Source organism: Gallaecimonas xiamenensis 3-C-1, from assembly GCF_000299915.1.
In the GTDB taxonomy this organism is placed as follows: Bacteria; Pseudomonadota; Gammaproteobacteria; order Enterobacterales; family Gallaecimonadaceae; genus Gallaecimonas; species Gallaecimonas xiamenensis.
The window spans coordinates 19,604-36,521 of sequence record NZ_AMRI01000003.1 but is presented as its reverse complement, the minus strand read 5'-3'; the positions used below and the strand labels follow the sequence as shown (position 1 = coordinate 36,521).

The 16,918-nt window shown below is 61.6% G+C and carries 18 protein-coding genes; 7 read left to right on the top strand and 11 right to left on the bottom strand.

Annotated features, from left to right (window positions below):
* Window positions 1-113: 113 nt before the first annotated feature.
* Both B3C1_RS02490 and B3C1_RS02485 read left to right on the top strand, forming a co-directional pair.
* Window positions 114-2,051 carry a M1 family metallopeptidase gene (locus B3C1_RS02490; RefSeq protein WP_008482680.1) on the top strand — a complete coding sequence of 646 codons (1,938 nt, stop codon included), beginning with the start codon at window positions 114-116 and terminating at the stop codon, window positions 2,049-2,051.
* Between the two features lie 6 nt (window positions 2,052-2,057).
* Window positions 2,058-2,294, top strand: coding sequence for a hypothetical protein (locus B3C1_RS02485; RefSeq protein ID WP_008482678.1), 237 nt, complete (start codon window positions 2,058-2,060; stop codon window positions 2,292-2,294).
* Between the two features lie 179 nt (window positions 2,295-2,473).
* Here B3C1_RS02485 and B3C1_RS20725 read toward each other — a convergent pair whose 3' ends face one another.
* The 4 genes from B3C1_RS20725 to prmA form a co-directional block, all read right to left on the bottom strand.
* Window positions 2,474-2,608, bottom strand: coding sequence for a hypothetical protein (locus B3C1_RS20725; protein WP_272944681.1), 135 nt, complete (start codon window positions 2,606-2,608; stop codon window positions 2,474-2,476).
* Between the two features lie 83 nt (window positions 2,609-2,691).
* Window positions 2,692-2,988 (bottom strand): DNA-binding transcriptional regulator Fis, encoded by a 297-nt coding sequence (gene fis, locus B3C1_RS02475; RefSeq protein WP_008482676.1) that lies wholly within the window; start codon window positions 2,986-2,988, stop codon window positions 2,692-2,694.
* A gap of 32 nt (window positions 2,989-3,020) precedes the next feature.
* Complete coding sequence (gene dusB / locus B3C1_RS02470) at window positions 3,021-3,983, bottom strand: tRNA dihydrouridine synthase DusB (RefSeq protein WP_008482675.1); 963 nt, start codon at window positions 3,981-3,983, stop codon at window positions 3,021-3,023.
* 138 nt (window positions 3,984-4,121) lie between these two features.
* Complete coding sequence (gene prmA, locus B3C1_RS02465) at window positions 4,122-4,997, bottom strand: 50S ribosomal protein L11 methyltransferase (protein WP_008482674.1); 876 nt, start codon at window positions 4,995-4,997, stop codon at window positions 4,122-4,124.
* Between the two features lie 101 nt (window positions 4,998-5,098).
* On the opposite strand from prmA, the gene B3C1_RS02460 reads away from it, so the two are divergent.
* Both B3C1_RS02460 and B3C1_RS02455 read left to right on the top strand, forming a co-directional pair.
* Window positions 5,099-5,332 carry an HP1242/YdcH family protein gene (locus B3C1_RS02460; RefSeq protein WP_008482673.1) on the top strand — a complete coding sequence of 78 codons (234 nt, stop codon included), beginning with the start codon at window positions 5,099-5,101 and terminating at the stop codon, window positions 5,330-5,332.
* Between the two features lie 190 nt (window positions 5,333-5,522).
* Entirely contained in the window at window positions 5,523-6,185 is a 663-nt protein-coding gene (locus tag B3C1_RS02455) for a helix-turn-helix transcriptional regulator (protein ID WP_008482672.1), read from the top strand.
* On the opposite strand, the gene B3C1_RS02450 is transcribed toward B3C1_RS02455, so the two are convergent.
* From B3C1_RS02450 to B3C1_RS02430, 5 genes are read right to left on the bottom strand one after another with little or no spacing between them, the layout of a single operon-like run.
* Window positions 6,182-6,946 carry a CsgG/HfaB family protein gene (locus tag B3C1_RS02450; protein WP_008482671.1) on the bottom strand — a complete coding sequence of 255 codons (765 nt, stop codon included), beginning with the start codon at window positions 6,944-6,946 and terminating at the stop codon, window positions 6,182-6,184. The genes B3C1_RS02455 and B3C1_RS02450 overlap by 4 nt on opposite strands.
* Window positions 6,947-6,948: 2 nt before the next feature.
* Complete coding sequence (locus B3C1_RS02445) at window positions 6,949-7,329, bottom strand: curli assembly protein CsgF (RefSeq protein ID WP_008482669.1); 381 nt, start codon at window positions 7,327-7,329, stop codon at window positions 6,949-6,951.
* A gap of 4 nt (window positions 7,330-7,333) precedes the next feature.
* Complete coding sequence (locus B3C1_RS02440) at window positions 7,334-7,714, bottom strand: curli production assembly/transport protein CsgE (RefSeq protein ID WP_008482666.1); 381 nt, start codon at window positions 7,712-7,714, stop codon at window positions 7,334-7,336.
* A gap of 35 nt (window positions 7,715-7,749) precedes the next feature.
* Entirely contained in the window at window positions 7,750-9,228 is a 1,479-nt protein-coding gene (locus B3C1_RS02435; RefSeq protein ID WP_008482664.1) for a hypothetical protein, read from the bottom strand.
* 18 nt (window positions 9,229-9,246) lie between these two features.
* A complete protein-coding gene (locus tag B3C1_RS02430) occupies window positions 9,247-9,669 on the bottom strand; it encodes a curlin subunit CsgB (protein ID WP_237750948.1) in 423 nt (140 codons plus the stop codon).
* A 295-nt stretch (window positions 9,670-9,964) separates the two neighbouring features.
* Here B3C1_RS02430 and B3C1_RS02425 point away from each other — a divergent pair, with 295 nt between their 5' ends.
* The 3 genes from B3C1_RS02425 to B3C1_RS02415 all read left to right on the top strand — a co-directional run bounded on the left by B3C1_RS02425 (window position 9,965) and on the right by B3C1_RS02415 (window position 13,442).
* Window positions 9,965-12,481 (top strand): S8 family serine peptidase, encoded by a 2,517-nt coding sequence (locus tag B3C1_RS02425; RefSeq protein ID WP_008482662.1) that lies wholly within the window; start codon window positions 9,965-9,967, stop codon window positions 12,479-12,481.
* 122 nt (window positions 12,482-12,603) lie between these two features.
* Entirely contained in the window at window positions 12,604-12,999 is a 396-nt protein-coding gene (locus tag B3C1_RS02420; RefSeq protein WP_008482661.1) for a hypothetical protein, read from the top strand.
* Window positions 12,975-13,442, top strand: a complete 468-nt coding sequence (locus B3C1_RS02415) for a hypothetical protein (protein WP_008482660.1) — start codon at window positions 12,975-12,977, stop codon at window positions 13,440-13,442. Before B3C1_RS02420 ends, B3C1_RS02415 begins: the two co-directional genes overlap by 25 nt.
* 26 nt (window positions 13,443-13,468) lie before the next feature.
* Here the strand turns inward: B3C1_RS02415 and B3C1_RS02410 are convergent, their stop codons facing one another.
* Together B3C1_RS02410 and accC are read right to left on the bottom strand one after the other, a co-directional pair.
* Window positions 13,469-15,466 carry an OPT family oligopeptide transporter gene (locus tag B3C1_RS02410; protein ID WP_008482658.1) on the bottom strand — a complete coding sequence of 666 codons (1,998 nt, stop codon included), beginning with the start codon at window positions 15,464-15,466 and terminating at the stop codon, window positions 13,469-13,471.
* A gap of 90 nt (window positions 15,467-15,556) precedes the next feature.
* On the bottom strand, window positions 15,557-16,912 hold the full coding sequence (gene accC / locus B3C1_RS02405) for an acetyl-CoA carboxylase biotin carboxylase subunit (protein WP_008482656.1): 1,356 nt from the start codon (window positions 16,910-16,912) through the stop codon (window positions 15,557-15,559).
* Between the last annotated feature and the right edge of the window lie 6 nt (window positions 16,913-16,918).

Here is a 16,918-nt window from a genome sequence, read left to right as displayed (position 1 = left end):
CGCACAATAAGCGCACTCCGGCCGGTTCATGTTTCGGAAAAGCCCCGGTATTGTTACCACTATTCCGAACTGTACCGGCCTGCCAGGCCCTTGCTTGCCCCTCTGGAGCCCCCATGCTCAAGTCCCTGTGCCTCTTTTGCCTTGCCCTGTCCGGCCCCCTGTCGGCCCAGGGTGGCTACGACCCCCAAGCCCTGTTTGCCCCCCTGACCCTGCCCGGCGCCGCCACCAGCCTGCGCGGCGGCAGCGGCCAGCCTGGCCCGCAGTTTTGGCAAAACCGGGTGGACTACCAAATCAAGGCCCGCATCGACACCCAGGCCAAGACCCTGGCCGCCGATGCAGTGATCACCTATAGCAACCGCAGCCCGGACGCCCTGGACGTGCTTTGGCTGCAACTGGACCAGAACATCTACCGCCGCGACTCCCGGGCCGCCCTGAGCTCAGGGCACAGCCGTGGCCACTACACCGACGGCTACCAGATCCAATCCGTGACCCTGCTGGGCAGTGAAGAAAAGCCCCTGCCCTTCCTGGTGGACGACACCCGGATGCGGGTGGACCTGCCCAAGCCCCTGGCGGCCCGCACCGGCTCGGTGCAGCTGCGTATTCGCTATCAGTATCAAATTCCCGGCACCTGGGGCGGCCGCACCGCCGTCACCCCGTCCAAAAACGGTGAGATCTACGAGATAGCCCAGTGGTTTCCGCGCCTGGCAGTCTATGACGACCTGCGCGGCTGGGACACCCAGCCCTACCTGGGGGCCGAGTTCTACCTGGAATACGGCAGCATCGATTACGCCGTTACCCTGCCCTGGGACTACCTGATGGTGGGCTCGGGCAAACTGGTCAACCCCAAAGAGGTGCTTACCGCCAGCCAGCGCCAGCGCCTGGAAAAAGCCCAGCAAAGCGACCAGACCCTCTACATCCGCTCACCGGACGAAATCAATGACCCAGCCAGCCGCCCCACCCAGAGCGGCGAGCTGACCTGGCGCTTTCACATGGACAACACCCGCGACGTGGCCTTTGCCGCCTCCAAGGCCTTTGTGCTGGACGCCGCCCGTATCCAACTGCCCGGTAAAAAGCAAGCCCTGGCCATGTCCGCCTACCCCATAGAGGGGGTGGGCAAGGACAAGTGGGACAGGTCCACCCAGTACCTCAAAGGAGCGGTGGAACACTTCTCCCAGTGGTATACCTACCCCTGGCCGGTAGCGGTCAACCTGGGGGGCCACGGCGCCGGCATGGAATACCCCGGCATCGTCTTTGACGGCATGGACGACAGCGGTAGCCTGCTGTTCTGGATCACCGCCCACGAGATAGGCCACAGCTGGTTCCCGATGATCGTCGGCTCCAACGAACGCCGCCACGCCTTTATGGACGAGGCCTTCAATACCTTTATCGACGTCTACTTCTCCGACGCCTTCAACGGCGGCGAATTCGCCCCCAAAAGAGACAGCGAATACGCCCCCGGCGGCGGCAACCCGGTGGACGAAATTCTGCCCATCTTGGCCGACCAGAACGCCCCAACCCTGATGGCCCCGGCCGACAGCGTGTCCGAGAAATACCGTCACGCCATCAGCTACTTCAAGGGCGCCTTGGGGCTGGTGCTGCTGCGCGAACAAATTTTGGGCCCGGACCGGTTCGACAAGGCCTTTAAGAAATACATCGCCACCTGGGCCTTCAAACACCCCAGCCCCAGCGACTTTTTCAGGATGATGGAAAGCGAAGCCGGGGAAGATCTGGCCTGGTGGTGGCGCGGCTGGTATCTCAATAACTGGCAGCTGGATATGGCCGTCGACAAAGCCGCCTACCAGGATGCCGACCCGGCCAAGGGCCTGAAGGTAACCTTCTGCGCCCACCAGCCACTGGTGATGCCCGCCAAGGTGCGGGTGGACTACCAGGACGGCAGCCACCAGGATATCCGCCTGCCGGTGGAGGCCTGGCGCCAACAGGGCAAACCCACAGTGCTGCTGCCCACCACCAAGGCGGTGGCTAAAATCACCCTGGACCCGGACCACCAGATTCCCGACGGCAACAGGGCCAACAACAGCCTTATCTTCTGATGGGAGATGTTGATAAAAGAAGGGCGGCCTGGGCTGCCCTTCTTTTATTACACGCTTTCATGGCTTGGTGACGGCAGCTTCCGTTTTGCCACCAGCATTAGCGATGGTGGCAGCTACAAGGTGACGGTCAAGACCCAGCCCAACACTCAGAGCTGTGTGGTCGACAGCGCCAGCGGCATCAGCCACAATGTCACCAACAGCGATCAGAGCCTAAACAGCTCAGGGTCCCTGTACCTTTACTGACCTGCTAGACAACGTCGGTGAAAAGAAAAAGGAGGCTAAGGCCTCCTTTTTTCTTTTTCCATCACGAGACATCTTCACCAAAGCCCTGGCCCTGGCCGAGGATTTACTTTAGGGCCCGTTACACCTGGCTGATGCCGTTACGGTCATGGCGCTTTTGCTGGTAGAGGGCCCATTTTCCCTTATTGCTCTTGGGCAAAGCCTTCAAAGTGCGGCACCTGGCCGTGCTGCTTAAGGGGCCGGTTGCCGCTCAGGCGGCGAAGGCGCACGTGAAACACCGGGGTGAGGGCCAGCCCGAACAGGGTTACCCCAATCATGCCCAGCCGCCCTGAGCCGGCAAACAAAAAAGGCCCGGTGCTGAGCACAGGGCCTTTTTTGTTGGAGCAGGAACCGGGAAAAATCAGTTCATGCCGTATTTTTTCAGCTTCTTACGCAGGGTGCCACGGTTGATGCCCAGCATGTTGGCAGCCTTGGTCTGGTTGCCACGGGTGTAGGTCATCACTACGTCCAGCAGGGGGGCTTCCACTTCGCTCAGCACCATCTCATAAAGTTCGGTTACTTCTTCGCCGTCCAGCTGGGAGAAGTAGTTCTGGAGCGCTTGACGTACGGAATCACGCAGGGGCTGGGGATTGCCGGTCTTGGGGCTAACGGCAGTCAGAGACTTGGAAACATCAGTCGTCATGTTGGAGTCAAACATAGTCGTAACGCTCTTGGTTGTTATCTTGAAAACTACAGAGAACGGAAATAGTGCCGCAACGCATCAAGCTGCGTCTGGGCGTCCGTCAATGCATAAAAAGCCCGGCGAAATTCGCCTTCCATATCATGGGACGCCAGATACCAACCCACATGCTTGCGGGCGATCTGGGCGCCTTTAAACTCGCCATAAAATCCGTGCAGGGCCGCTACGTGGCCAAGCAGGATGGACTCCTGTTCCTGGAGGCTGGGTCCGGCAAGGTGCCGGCCTGTCGCCAGGAAATGGGCCGTTTCACGGAACAGCCAGGGACGGCCCTGGGCTCCACGGCCAATCATGATGGCGTCGGCACCGGTCTGGTCGAGGACCCATTTGGCCTTTTCCACACTGGTGATGTCGCCATTGGCCACCACGGGCATGTCCACTGCCCTCTTGATGGCCTTGATGGTGTCGAACTCGGCCTCGCCCTTGAACATGCAGGAGCGGGTCCGGCCGTGCACGGCCAGGGACTGGATACCGCAGCGTTCGGCGATCTTGGCGATCGCCACGCCGTTGCGGTTGTCCGTATCCCAACCGGTGCGGATCTTCAGGGTCACGGGGACATCCACCGCCGACACCACCGCCTTGAGGATGGCCTCCACCTGGTCGGGGAACTGCAGCAGCGCAGAACCTGCGAGCTTCTTGTTCACCTTCTTGGCGGGACACCCCATGTTGATGTCGATCACCTGGGCACCGCCGGCCACATTGAAGCGAGCGGCGTCGGCCATCAGCTCCGGCTCGCTGCCGGCGATCTGCACGGCACGAATACCGGCTTCATCGCCGTGCAACATCCTGAACTTGGACTTCTCCGACTGCCACACCTCGGGGTTGGCAGACAGCATTTCGGACACCGCCATACCGGCACCCATCCGCAGGCAAAGCTCACGGAACGGCTGATCGGTGACGCCAGCCATGGGCGCCAGGATCAGGGGCACATCCAGTTTGTAAGGACCGATTTGCATGAACCCGGGAAGCCATATGCACAGGGCCGCGTAGTTTACGCATTTATGACCGATCTGAAAAGGTCACAAATTGACCGAAAGCGGTTTTTTGCTGTGCACTTGGCAAATCCCGGGCTGATGCAGTTCTTGCGGGAAATTTCAACCCTTGATGCCGCTGATCCGGCACCATTCTTCACGGCTGACCACGGGGTCCACCTGGCATAGCTCGCCATAGTACTGGGCCAGGGCCTCGGCTTGCATGTCGAGAATGCCGGACAGGGCGATGGCGCCGCCGGGCTTGAGGTAGCCTAGGATGATGTCCCTAAGCTCTCGCAGCGGGCCGGCCAGGATGTTGGCCACCACCAGGTCTGCTTCCAGGCCCTGGGGCTGGTCTTTGGGCAGGTACAGCTCCAGGCGGTCGGCCACGCCGTTGCGCTCGGCGTTGTCACGGCTGGCCAGTATCGCTTGTGGGTCGATGTCGACACCTATGACCCGGGCGGCCCCCAGTTTCAGGGCGGCGATGGCCAAAATGCCGGAGCCGCAGCCAAAGTCCACCACCGTCTTACCTTCCAGGTCCTGGCCGTCCAGCCATTCCAGGCACAGGGCCGTAGTGGGGTGGGTACCGGTACCGAAGGCCAGGCCGGGGTCGAGCATGACGTTGACCGCGCTCGGGTCCGGCACGTCACGCCAGGACGGGCAGATCCACAGGCGCTTGCCGAACTGCATGGGGTGGAAGTTGTCCATCCAGGCCCGTTCCCAGTCCTTGTCTTCCAGGGCTTCCACCTTCAGCGGCGCCGCTTCACCCAGCACAGAGCGGATAAGGGCCTGGGCCTGGGTGGTGTCGGTGTCGGCGGTGAACAGGGCCATCACGTCGGTGTCGCCCCAGAGGCGGGTTTCCCCGGGCAGGGGTTCGAACACGGGGGTGTCTTGGGCGTCCATGAAGGTGATGGAAAGAGCGCCCTGCTCCATCAGCATATCGCCCAGTTTTTCTGCCACTTGGGCTGTGGTGTTGGTGCGCACCTGGATCCAGGCCATGTTCAATCTCCCAATTCGCGCGGAACACACAAGTCTATCATGAGTCATACTCACTGAGGCGTACGCCTCTACACCCACCTCAAACCAGGAGGAACCTGAAGATGTCGGACAACCACAGCCTTTATACCGAGTTCCCCAACCACGTAGACCGCATTCAGGAGCTCAAGTCCATCCAACCCGACTTTGCCCGAACCGCCGCCGAGTACCATAAGCTGGACCACCAGATAAAGGGGTTGCACATGCGCGACCAACCTGTGGATGACCAGACCATGAAAGGGCTCAAGCTCAAACGAGCGCAACTCAAAGACGAGCTGTATAACTGGCTCTGCCGCTAAGCACGTCTTTTCACGTTTTCCCTCTCTAACCCATTTGTCCTAGCCCATCGGGCTAGGACAGGGCTGGCGGATGTAGAAAAAAGGTTAATTTCGCGCCAGAATGGACCCCTCAAGGACGTCCGCGATGCGTACCTACAAATGCTAAGAACACCACATTGAAGTGGGGTACTGACGACACTTTGGGGTAGTCATGGAAGAATTTCGCAAACTGATCGTGCTCGCCAACCGCGAGCCGCCGGGCAATTTGCCCCTTTTGGCACAATCACTTGGCTTTAGCGTTGAAGTGGTAAGGGATGATATCCAGGCCGTAGAAAAGCTGGAAGACAGCTGCCTGCTGGCCATTCCCTTCAGCGGCTTGCGCCTGGACAAACACGGCTTGCCCGCCACGGTGCGCCAGGCCATGCAGCTGTCACCTATCTTCCTGTACCAGGTGGAAAGCCGGCTGGTGGATCCCCGTACCGCCCTGATGTTGGGCATACGTGGCCTTATCTACCGGGACGAGCAGCTCGACCAGGTGCTGTTGGCGGTGAAACTGCTGATGCGTGGCCAGCTCTACTTTGACCGGGCCCTGTTGTCGGCCATGGTCGACGACATGCTGCGCCAGCGCCAGGCCCAAGGGGTGGAGCAGGCCGACATGTCGGCCATGATGTCTCTGACCCGCCAGGAAAGGCGCATCATAGAGCTGGTGGGGGAAGGGGCGCGCAATAAAGAGATCGCCTACAACCTCAACATCAGCGCCCACACCGTCAAAGCGCACCTGTCTTCCATTTTCCGCAAGACTCAGTCGCGCAACCGGGTGGAACTGCTGCGCTGGGCGCAGCAGCTGTCACGGGGCCAGAAGATGATGGCTTAACCTGGCTGGGCGTCAGCCCGCCAGTATCCCTTGTTTATCCCTTGCTCGATGAGGCCGGCAAGGGCGGCTTCCATTGCCTGTTTGACACAGAATTGCACCGGTTCGTTGGTGGTGTAGCCGGCCTCGGCTTCCGCCAGGCGGTTGAGGCTGACATAGCGGAACAGCCCGGCCCGCAGTTCCTGGGACAACACCTTCTTGCTGGCCGACACCGACAGCAGCACCCGGCCGCTGTGCACGTCCACCGCCCTCAGGTATACCGACACCTGGTCCTCCCGGTAGAGCTCGGAGGCCCCTATGCCGTAGTACTCCAGGCCAAGGCCGCCGGTGCTGAGGTTGGTCTCGTAACTGATGATGCCCCCCTCGAAGATCAAGCGAGACTCCTGCAGGCTGGGCAGTTCCTGGCCCTTTTGCTGGGCGGCGGAGACGATTTTTCGCTCGGTCAGCAGGTTTTGCAGGCCTTCCCGCTCCATGGGGCTGAACCAGCCCGAGTCCAGTAGTAGCTGCACCAACATGGAGGTACCGCCCTGGGTGACGGCGGTGGAGAAGGAGCTGACGTTGGCCTGGGGCTTGTATTGGCCGGTCTGGTCGCGAAAGGCGTACACCGACACCGGTATGGGGTGGCGCGGCTTGGGCGCCGTCTGCAGCTGACCCATCAGCGACGACGGAGCGTCAATTTCGGCCGGGGTCAGGTTGAACTGGGGTTTGTCGAAGGCGGCGCAGCCGCCCAGCAGCACCAGGGCTGCCAGCATCAAAATGCGCATATTCACCCCACAGACGGCATGGTAATGACGGTGACCTCGCCTGTGGTGAGGTTGGTGATGGTCACCACCACACCGGCACCTTCGCCGCCGCTCACTTCGATGCGGTATTCACCGGTGTCATAGACCCCTTCGGTCAACTCGCCGTCGGCGATACGCCGGGTCAGGGAGTTGATGATGTTGCGCTCAAGGGCGGCCCGGAACTGGTCGACGAAGCTGGTCTTCTCGGTGGGAGCGGTGTGGTCGTTCTGGCTTTGGGCCTTGCTGAGCAGGAAGCTGCCGTTCAGGGGGTTGCCCCCGAAACTGGGGTTGATGGGGGTGTAGACCAGCTCGGTGGCAGCGGCGCCGCCCCCCCAGAGCAGGGCCAGTAAAGCGATTTTTTTCATGGTTTTACAATCCTTGTTCCAATCCTTCCCCGGTCATGATCCGGGCCTGGATCTCCGCCAGCTCGCCCACGGCCATCAGGGTGGCCTGTTCGGCCTTTTCCTTGATGTTGTTGTAGCGGCGGCCGAAGTAGGTGGCGTAAATCTTCTTCTGGTTCATCTCGACCCAGAGGTAGGTGCCGGCCTGGGGGTAGACCTGTTCATAGATCACCACCGAAATGCCCTCTGTTTGCGGCATGTCGCGCCAGTAGCCGGAAAAATAAAAAGCGAAGTCTTTGCCGAAGCGGGTCAGGGTGCGGTCCAGCACCAGGCCGGACAGTTCTATCTCCGCCGCCTTGGCAGGGACGGAAGTCAGTAGCAGCAGTAGCAGTAGCCAAAGGGTCTTCATGGGAATAAAGGGCGGCCCAAGGCCGCCCCTTTCACTCAGTTTTGGCTGATGGTAGCGGTGTTGTAGTCGCCTACCTGGGTAACGGCCATGACGTTACCGCTGCTGGCTTGGGCGCCAAACACCAGGTTGTCGTTACCGCTCTGGGTGATGCTGACACCACCGCCGGTGCCGGTTACGGCAAAGGCGCCGCCACCGATACCGCCTACCAGGTTGCCGTTGCCGTCTTGGCTGACGTCGATCAGGTTCTGGTTGCCAGCCACCAGCAGGTCAACCAGGTTCAGGTCGCCGTTTTGGGCCAGGGCCAGTTCATTGCCATTGCCTTCGCCGGTCAGGGCCACGGCGTTGGCCGCACCGTCTTGGTTCACATCAACGAAGTTCTGGTCACCGGTGAAGGCAACATAGGCGTAGTTGTCGTCCCCTTCCTGCACCACTTCGGCGTAGTTGGCCGCGCCGTCCAGGCCGATACCGGCGTAGTTGGCGTCGCCACGGGTAACGATGGTGGCCTCGTTGCGGTTGCCCAGCACCAGGGCTTCGGCTTCGTTCAGATCGCCGTACTGGTTGATGCTGATGTTGTGGCTGTCGCCGTCGGTGGCTACAAAGCTGTAGTTCTCGTCGCCGCGCTGTTGGATGTCGATGAGCACGTCGTTACCCACCAGGCCGTAGGGGGCCTCGATGAGGTTGGCGTCGCCGCGCTGGTCGGCCAGCACCACGTTGTCGTCACCCACCACAGGTTGCAGCAGGAATTGGTTGGCATTGCCGTCCTGGTAGGCGTCCAGCAGGTTGTTGTTGCCATCCACGTCACGGGCGATGAAGACGTTGCTGGCCCCTTCCTGCTGGATGTAGGCGCTGTTGTCGTTGCCGGTCAGGCCTACCACGCCACCGACGTTGGCGGTGCCCCGCTGTTCGACTTCCATGCTGTTGTTGTCACCCAGCACGTTCATCAGGCCAGACTCCTGGCCATCGCCTTCCTGGTAGCTTTCCAGGCTGTTGCCGTTGCCGCTGAAGCTGGCGTTGGTCCAGTTGCTATCCCCCAGTTGGGTCTGCACGGCGCTGTTGTTGTCGCCGACGAACTCGGTGGTGGACTCGTTCATGCCGCCATTTTGCAGCACTGTCATGCTGTTGCCGTTGCCGACTATGGTGCCGTCGGCCTGGTTGAAGAAGTCGCTCTGGGTGACTTCCACCTGGTTGTCTTCACCGTCCACGGACACGTCGGTGATGTGCCAGTCGTCGTTCTGGATAACGGTGATGACGTTGCCGCTGCCGGTGCTCTGGGCATAGGCCTCGTTCCAGACACCGGCTTGGTTGACGCTGGTATCGTTCAGTTCACCGTCCTGGGTGACCAGGGCGATATGCAAGGACCCGTCCTGACTGACGGTGGCGGTGTTCCCTTCCAGAACGCCGGCAGCGGAGGTTTGGCTGATCACCGCTTCATTGCTGGCAGCCATAGCACCTGAGCTCAGAACCATGCCGATGGCCAGGCCCAGCAGGTGTTTGCGGGTGTAAAGCGAACGCATTAAAGACTCTCCCTATCGTTAATATTGCAGGACGGTGATCTCCGCCCCACTACCAAGCTGCTCAATGGCGAAGCCACTCTGGCCCCACTGACCCAGCGTAATGATGTTGTCGCTGCCCAACTGGCTGACCTGGGCTTGGTTTTGTTTGCCAAACTGCATGATGGTGGCGCTGTTGTGGCTGCCAAGCTGGGTCAGGTTGATGCTGTTCTCGTCCCCTTCCTGCGCCAGGGCCGCCAGGTTGCCCTGACCGACCTGGGTGATGGTGGCCAGGTTGCCCTGCCCCAATTGGCTGAGGTTGGCGAGGTTGTTCAGCTGCTGGCGCTCGATGAGGGCGGCCAGGGTGGGACTCAGGCTGGGGTCTCCCAGCAGGGGGTCGGCGGCCCAGAGACTGGGGCTAAGGCCCAACAGCAGCGCGCCGGCCAACATGGATTTCCTGGTCACTGCAACTCCTTCCTTGGCGTTTCTTGCGAATGTAATAGAAGGCCAGCCTAGAGCAGTGAGGGGTATAAACAATCGGAACAATGGCTGATATTTTCGGTCACGACAGCGTCACACTCCCCTTACACATCGATAATTATCAACAACTTGCGAATGTTAAGAACTGGTTACACCCCACAGAGCACTAGCCCGAATGGGTGTAAAAGGGGCCAGGGGGGAGGCAGGAAGCCGGCCACGTGGTAAGCAGAAAAGGGTGCCTCAGGCACTTGCAACCACAGCCCATTGACAAGGAATTATCATGAGTCAGAAACACCTGCTCGCCCTGGCCGTTACCACGGCCCTGTTTGGCGCCGGTGCGGTCCAGGCCGAGCCGAAGGAAGAGCCCGTCCCTGCTGCCGCCAGCGATTCGCTGCTGGTGATCTTCAAGCCCGGTGTCGATCGCACCGAGCGGCTGGCCACCATCAACAGCGCCGGCGCCAGCCTGCGCAGCCTGGACGCCAGCGGCCGCGACCTGCGCTACAAGCATGTGGCGGGCGGCCGCCTGGCCAAGGTCATGGTGCCCCAAGGGGCCGACCGTGACGCCATCCTCAAAAAACTGAGCCAAGACCCGGCCATTGCCGTGGCAGAGCCCAACTACACCCTGCACATCAACGCCACCCCTGATGACCCCCGTTACAACGACCAGTGGGGCCTGAACAACACCGGCCAAACCGGCGGCACACCGGATGCCGACATCGACGCCCCCGAGGCCTGGGACATCAGCACCGGCTCCCATGACGTCATCGTCGGTGTTATCGACACCGGCATCGACTACAGCCACCCGGATCTGGCCGGCAACGTTTGGACCAACCCCGGCGAAATCCCCGGTAACGGCATCGATGATGACGGTAACGGTTACGTAGACGACGTGCACGGTATCTCCTCCTTCGCCGACTCAGGCGACCCCATGGACGACCAGGGCCACGGCACCCATGTGTCCGGCACCATAGGCGCCAAGACCAACAACGCCACCGGTGTGGCCGGGGTGAACTGGGACGTGAGCATAGCGGCCTGTAAGTTTCTGGACTCCGAAGGTTACGGCTCTACCGCCGATGCCATCGAGTGTCTGGACTACTTCACCGATCTCAAGCTCAACCACGGCGTCAACATCCGCGCCACCAACAACTCCTGGGGCGGCGGCGCCTACTCTGACGCCCTCAAGGCGGCCATTGAAACTGCCGGCGACGCCGGTATCCTGTTTGTGGTGGCGGCCGGTAACGCCGGCTCCGACCTGGACGCCAGCCCCGGCTACCCGGCCAGCTACGACTCCGACGCCGTACTGGCGGTAGCCTCTACCGACCATAACGACGCCATGTCCGGCTTCTCCAGCTACGGTGCCACCACCGTCGACCTGGGCGCCCCCGGTTCCGACATCCTGTCCACCTACCCCGGCGGTGGCTATGCCACGGCGTCCGGTACCTCCATGGCTACCCCCCACGTCACCGGCGTGGCCGCCCTGGTATGGTCGGTCAACCCGGACCTGAGCATCGGCGAGATGAAACAACTGCTGATGGACAGCGGTGACAGCCTGCCGGCCCTGGACGGCAAAACCCTGTCCGGCAAGCGCCTCAACGCCAAAAACGCCCTGGATGCCGCCGACCCGACTCCGGGCTTCAAACTGGGCGTCATGCCCGGCAGCGGTGAAATCGTGGCAGGGGAAAGCGCCAGCTTCGAGATCACCGTCGGCAGCATCTCCGATTGGGAAGGTGACGTGACCCTGAGCCTGACCACCGATCCGGCCCTGGAAGGCGCCAGCCTGTCGGCCAGCACCGCCCAGCCCGGTGACGTGGTGACCCTGACCGTGGACACCACAGCCGAAACCCCCTGGGGCAGCTACAACCTGACCGTCAGCGGTGACAACGGCGAAATGCAAAAAGAGGTGGCAGTGAGCCTGTCCATCCTGCCCCAGGGCCTGGAGGACTTCCCATTCAGCAACGCCAACCCGGTCGCCATCCCGGACAACAGCCCGGAAGGCATCCAAAGCACCATTGATGTGGCCGACGCGGGCACCGTCTTTGGCGTCGATGTGGGCGTGAACATCAGCCACACCTGGGTGGGCGATCTGATCGTGACCCTGGTCTCGCCCAGCGGTACCGAGAAGGTCCTGGCCAGCCGCAGCGGCGGCAGCGCCGACGACCTGGTACAAAACTGGAACGTGGCCAGCTTCAACGGTGAAGAAATGCAGGGCACCTGGACCCTGGTGGTCTCCGACAACGCCAATGCCGACACCGGTACCCTCAACAGCTGGGATCTGAACATCACCGCCCTGGGCGGCGACACCGGTCCCCGTGCGCCTGTGGCCGGCTTCAGCGCCGCCGTCAGCGGCCTGGACGTGGTCTTTACCGACAGCTCCACCGACCGTGATGACGACATCACCAGTTGGGCCTGGGACTTTGGTGACGGCACCAGTTCGGTAGAAGCCAGCCCCAGCCACAGCTACGCTGCCGCCGGCACCTACACCGTGACCCTGACCGTGACCGACGCCACCGGCCTGACCGGTTCCAGCAGCCAGAGCGTTACCGTTAGCGACAGCACCATCGAGCTGAGCCTGAAGCGGGCCTATCTGTCCCGCACCGGCCAGGCCCTGGTGGACCTGCGCTGGGACGGCGCCGCCGGTGAGTTGGTTGACCTGTACCGCGACGGTGTGCTGGTGGACAGCATCGACAACAACGGCCGCTACCGTGACCGCTTCGTTGCTACCGCCGACAGCGTCAGCTACAGCCTCTGCCAGGCTGGTACCGACAACTGCTCGGCACCGCTGACCGTCGACTTCTAACCTGTTCCATCCTCGTTACTGGCAGCCTCCGGGCTGCCTTTTTTGTGCCTTTTGCACAATGGCTGCACTTTTACGCAAGCTAAGGCTAATTTGCCTAAAATTCAGTCATCTCCTGTTTTGCGTTGCCGTGGCAGCTTGAGCTGCATTCTGAGGAGATTGACATCAGCGACCCCCACGCCGCCGACCAGATACTGAGCGATGAGGAACTGGCCTTCCTTGGTGAGCTGTATCGACCCCAGCGCCGCCCCTTTCGGTGGCACCTGTTGCTGTATTGGCTGGCGTTGTTGATCGCTGCCCTGGCCCTGTTCTGCTATGCCTTCAATCGCTATAGCCTGGCCATAGACCACAGCGCCGCCCGCCAGGGCCAATTGCTCTACACCCAACTGCCAAGCCCGGCAGTAGTGAACGCCAGCCAAGGCCTTCCCCCCGGCAGCATAGTGGCGTTTTTTGACGAACAATGGGTGGCCTGCACCCCCCTGGAGGACGGATGGCAATGCCAAGATTTGCCACTGCCCTGACGGTGGCGGCAGTGATTTTGATTGGTGCCTTCCTGGCCGGGCGCCTGCTGGCCCAGCTACGCCCCCTGTGGCTTATCGAAGGCCATTGGCAGGGTACCTACTACCAGCAGGTGGACAAACAGCAGGTGCGTATGGACTACCGGCTCCATACCCAGGGCAAGCACATCCTGGCCAAGGCCTCCTTCAGGGACCAGCAGGGCCAGTCCCTGGGTAACCTGGACATGGATCTGTTGTATCTGGGCAAAACCCCGGACACCGGCCGCAACCTCTTTAGCCTGGAAAATCCCCCAGCCGATGCCGAATACCGGGTCGACTACAGTTTGCGCCTGCCCTACATACTGATGCTGGACAAAGACCACTACTTCGTCCTGCAACGGATGAACCAGGGGTTTATCGGCACCGTCTTCCACCGCACCGAGCCGCCACCGGAAGAAGGGCAATGAAAAAGCCGCCCCGAGGGCGGCTTTTTTCAGCTCTTCTTGGCCAGATACCAGAGGCAGAACAACAGGCCGGCGCTGCCAAGCCAGGGGGCCAGGGCAAAGCCTTGCAGGTAGGGCACCTGGCCGGGCAGGCTGACCGCCAGTATGGCCACCACCACCCCCATCAGGGCTTCACCCGTGATAAGGCCAGAGGCCAGCAACAGGCCCTTACCTTCGGCTTCATGGGTGCCGCGCTTCTTCTGTTGCCAGTGAGCCAACAGGCCGCCCAGGAAAATCGGCACCGACAGGCCCAGGGGCAGGTATACCCCCACCGCCACCGCCAGTACCGGGAAGCGGAAGCTGGCGCCGCGCTTTTTCTGGATTTCATCGAGGATGATCAGCACCACCGCCAGGGCAAAGCCGATGTAGATGTAGGTCCACTCGATGCCGGCACCGAAGATGCCGGTGGAAAGGTCACGCATCAACCCGGCCTGGGGCGCAGACAGGGGGGTGGCGTCGGGGTTGACCGGGCTGGGCCGGCCTATGCCGTAGCCTCGGTCCAGGATATCCAGCACCCAGGGAATGGCCGCAGCGGCAGCTGCCACACCGACCACCTGGAACACCTGCTGGCGCCAGGGAGTGGCGCCTACCATATGGCCACACTTGAGATCCTGCATGTTGTCACCGGCGATGGCCGCCGCCGAACAGATCATGCCGGCCAGGTAAATCACCGCTATGGGTCCCAGGGTTCCGGCCAGGCCTTCGTTGCCCATCAGTTGCAGCAAAATCAGCGCCGAGACGATAACGGTAGCGATGGTCACGCCGCTGATGGGGTTGTTGGAGGAGCCCACCAGACCGGCCATGTAGCCGGCCACCGAGGCAAACACGAAGCCGAACACCAGCATCAGTACCGTCATCACCGCCGCTATCCAGTAACGCTCGCTGTACTCACCAAGGGCGTTGAGGAACAGGAAGTACAGGGGGATAACGGACACCAGTATCATCAGCCCCACATAGGGGATGGGAATGTCGAACTCGGTGCGCAGCACCTTGCCGGCATTGGTCTTGGACTCGCGATAGGCATGCAGGGAGGCTTTCACCCCCTGCCACAGGGGTTTGGCCAGGGTAATAAGGGACCAAAGGCCACCCACCATCATGGCACCGACGCCGATCCGGCGGCATTGCTGCCAGGAAGCACCGGCCAGGGCTTCCCAGTCCTGGGCGCTCCAATCGGCCATGGCACTGCTGACCCCGGCCAGTTGTGCCAGCTCGTCGCCGTTAAGAGCCCAGTTCAGGGGCACGCCGATCAGGGTGCCGATCACCCCGCCCATAAACACCAGGGTGGCGATGTTAAGGCCGACGATATACCCCACCCCCAGCAGTGCCGGGCTCAGGGTGATATCACCGGTGAACAGCCACTTGCCGGCAAAGAAGCTCTTGGTGGCGGCAACGCCGCCGGACAACACCCCAAGGCCTGCTTCCAACAGTTTGATGGCGCCGCCAATGCCGGCCGCCTGCAACAGGCTCTTAAAGCCTTGCTTGGCTTCCGGGCTTGGTTTCCATTCCGGGTGATCCTTGTCGGTTTCGATGCCGCCGGTTTTCAACACCTGGGCTGTGGCCACCCCTTCCGGGAAGGCCAGCTTGGCCTCCACGATCAGCGCCCGGCGCAGGGGTATGGTAAAGGCTACCCCCAGCACGCCGCCGAGGATGGCGATAGTGACCATGGGCCCCCATTCGTAACCAGCCCAGGCCTTCATCATCACCAGCGCCGGCAGGGTAAAGATAATACCGGCCGCCAGGGACTCGCCGGCGGAGGCGGCGGTCTGCACCATGTTGTTTTCCAGAATGCTGGAGCGGCGGAACAGCCGCAGCAAGCCCATGGAGGTGGCAGCGGCGGGAATAGATGCCGAGACGGTCAGCCCCACCAGCAGCCCTATGTAGGCGTTGGCGGCGGCCAGTACGGCGGAAAGAAAGGCGCCCAGCAGCAGGGCCTTGACGGTCAGCTCCTGCAAGTTACGTTCGGGCGACACCAGGGGTTGGTCAGCCATCGAGATCTCCTTATTGAATGGCCAATACCTTATTCCGTTGTTAATCAAAAGAAAACGCCGGCTATCGCCGGCGTCTTACTGGTTGGCCTGTCAGCCTTGCCCTTCCAGGGCTTTGAGCTTCTTCTCCAGGTAGTGGATGTTGGTACCACCGTTGTAGAAGTTCTCGTCTTTCATGATCAGCTTGTGCAGCTCGGTGTTGGTCTTGATACCGTCCACCACCAGCTCATGCAGGGCGTTCTGCATGCGGGCGATAGCCACGTCGCGGTTCTCGCCGTAGCAGATCAGTTTGCCGATCATCGAATCGTAGTTCGGCGGCACCTTGTACTCGGCGTAGATGTGGCTGTCCCAGCGCACACCCAGGCCACCCGGGGAATGGAAACGGGTGATCTTGCCGGGGCTGGGGATAAAGGTGCGCGGATCTTCGGCGTTGATACGGCATTCGATGGCATGGCCACGAATAACCACGTCGGCCTGGCTGATGGACAGGGGCTGGCCGGCGGCGATGCGCAGCTGCTCCTTGATCAGATCCACACCTGTGACCATCTCGGTAACCGGGTGCTCCACCTGGATACGGGTGTTCATCTCGATGAAATAGAACTCGCCGTTCTCATAGAGGAACTCGAAGGTACCGGCGCCACGGTAGCCGATCTCCACACAGGCACGGGCACAACGTTCGCCGATGGCCTTACGCATGGACTCGGTGATGCCGGGAGCCGGCGCCTCTTCCACCACTTTCTGGTGGCGGCGCTGCATGGAGCAGTCGCGCTCACCCAGGTGGATGGCGTTACCCTGGCCGTCGGCCAGCACCTGGATCTCGATATGGCGCGGGTTCTCGAGGAACTTCTCCATATAGACTTCCGGGTTGCCGAAGGCGGCCTTGGCTTCGGCCTGGGTGGTGGCAATGGCGCTGACCAGTTCAGCTTCACTGCGCACCACGCGCATGCCACGGCCACCGCCGCCGCCGGAGGCCTTGACGATCACCGGGTAGCCGATGCGCTTGGCAATGGCCTTGTTGCGGGCTTCGTCGTCGGTCAGGGTGCCGTCGGAACCCGGTACGCAGGGTACGCCGGCTTTCTTCATGGCGGAGATGGCAGACACCTTGTCACCCATCAGGCGGATGGTGTCGGCTTTGGGGCCAATGAAGATGAAATCGCTTCTTTCCACCTGCTCGGCGAAGTCGGCGTTCTCGGCCAAAAAGCCATAGCCGGGGTGGATGGCCACGGCATTGGTGACTTCGGCGGCGGCGATGATGGCCGGAATGTTCAGGTAGCTCTGGGGCGACGGGGCCGGCCCGATGCAGATGCTTTCGTCTGCCAGCAGCACATGCTTGAGATCCCGGTCGGCAGTGGAGTGCACTGCGACGGTCTTGATGCCCATCTCGCGGCAGGCGCGCAGTATGCGCAGCGCTATCTCACCACGGTTGGCAATAACCACTTTATCCAACATGGGGCT

What these genes read in the sequence shown, in the direction of transcription:
- B3C1_RS02490 (WP_008482680.1), top strand. Translation starts at nt 114, where the DNA reads ATGCTCAAGTCCCTGTGCCTCTTTTGCCTTGCCCTGTCCGGCCCCCTG.
- B3C1_RS02485 (WP_008482678.1), top strand. Translation starts at nt 2,058, where the DNA reads ATGTTGATAAAAGAAGGGCGGCCTGGGCTGCCCTTCTTTTATTACACG.
- B3C1_RS20725 (WP_272944681.1), bottom strand. Translation starts at nt 2,608, where the DNA reads ATGATTGGGGTAACCCTGTTCGGGCTGGCCCTCACCCCGGTGTTTCAC.
- fis (WP_008482676.1), bottom strand. Translation starts at nt 2,988, where the DNA reads ATGTTTGACTCCAACATGACGACTGATGTTTCCAAGTCTCTGACTGCC.
- dusB (WP_008482675.1), bottom strand. Translation starts at nt 3,983, where the DNA reads ATGCAAATCGGTCCTTACAAACTGGATGTGCCCCTGATCCTGGCGCCC.
- prmA (WP_008482674.1), bottom strand. Translation starts at nt 4,997, where the DNA reads ATGGCCTGGATCCAGGTGCGCACCAACACCACAGCCCAAGTGGCAGAA.
- B3C1_RS02460 (WP_008482673.1), top strand. Translation starts at nt 5,099, where the DNA reads ATGTCGGACAACCACAGCCTTTATACCGAGTTCCCCAACCACGTAGAC.
- B3C1_RS02455 (WP_008482672.1), top strand. Translation starts at nt 5,523, where the DNA reads ATGGAAGAATTTCGCAAACTGATCGTGCTCGCCAACCGCGAGCCGCCG.
- B3C1_RS02450 (WP_008482671.1), bottom strand. Translation starts at nt 6,946, where the DNA reads ATGCGCATTTTGATGCTGGCAGCCCTGGTGCTGCTGGGCGGCTGCGCC.
- B3C1_RS02445 (WP_008482669.1), bottom strand. Translation starts at nt 7,329, where the DNA reads ATGAAAAAAATCGCTTTACTGGCCCTGCTCTGGGGGGGCGGCGCCGCT.
- B3C1_RS02440 (WP_008482666.1), bottom strand. Translation starts at nt 7,714, where the DNA reads ATGAAGACCCTTTGGCTACTGCTACTGCTGCTACTGACTTCCGTCCCT.
- B3C1_RS02435 (WP_008482664.1), bottom strand. Translation starts at nt 9,228, where the DNA reads ATGCGTTCGCTTTACACCCGCAAACACCTGCTGGGCCTGGCCATCGGC.
- B3C1_RS02425 (WP_008482662.1), top strand. Translation starts at nt 9,965, where the DNA reads ATGAGTCAGAAACACCTGCTCGCCCTGGCCGTTACCACGGCCCTGTTT.
- B3C1_RS02415 (WP_008482660.1), top strand. Translation starts at nt 12,975, where the DNA reads ATGCCAAGATTTGCCACTGCCCTGACGGTGGCGGCAGTGATTTTGATT.
- B3C1_RS02410 (WP_008482658.1), bottom strand. Translation starts at nt 15,466, where the DNA reads ATGGCTGACCAACCCCTGGTGTCGCCCGAACGTAACTTGCAGGAGCTG.
- accC (WP_008482656.1), bottom strand. Translation starts at nt 16,912, where the DNA reads ATGTTGGATAAAGTGGTTATTGCCAACCGTGGTGAGATAGCGCTGCGC.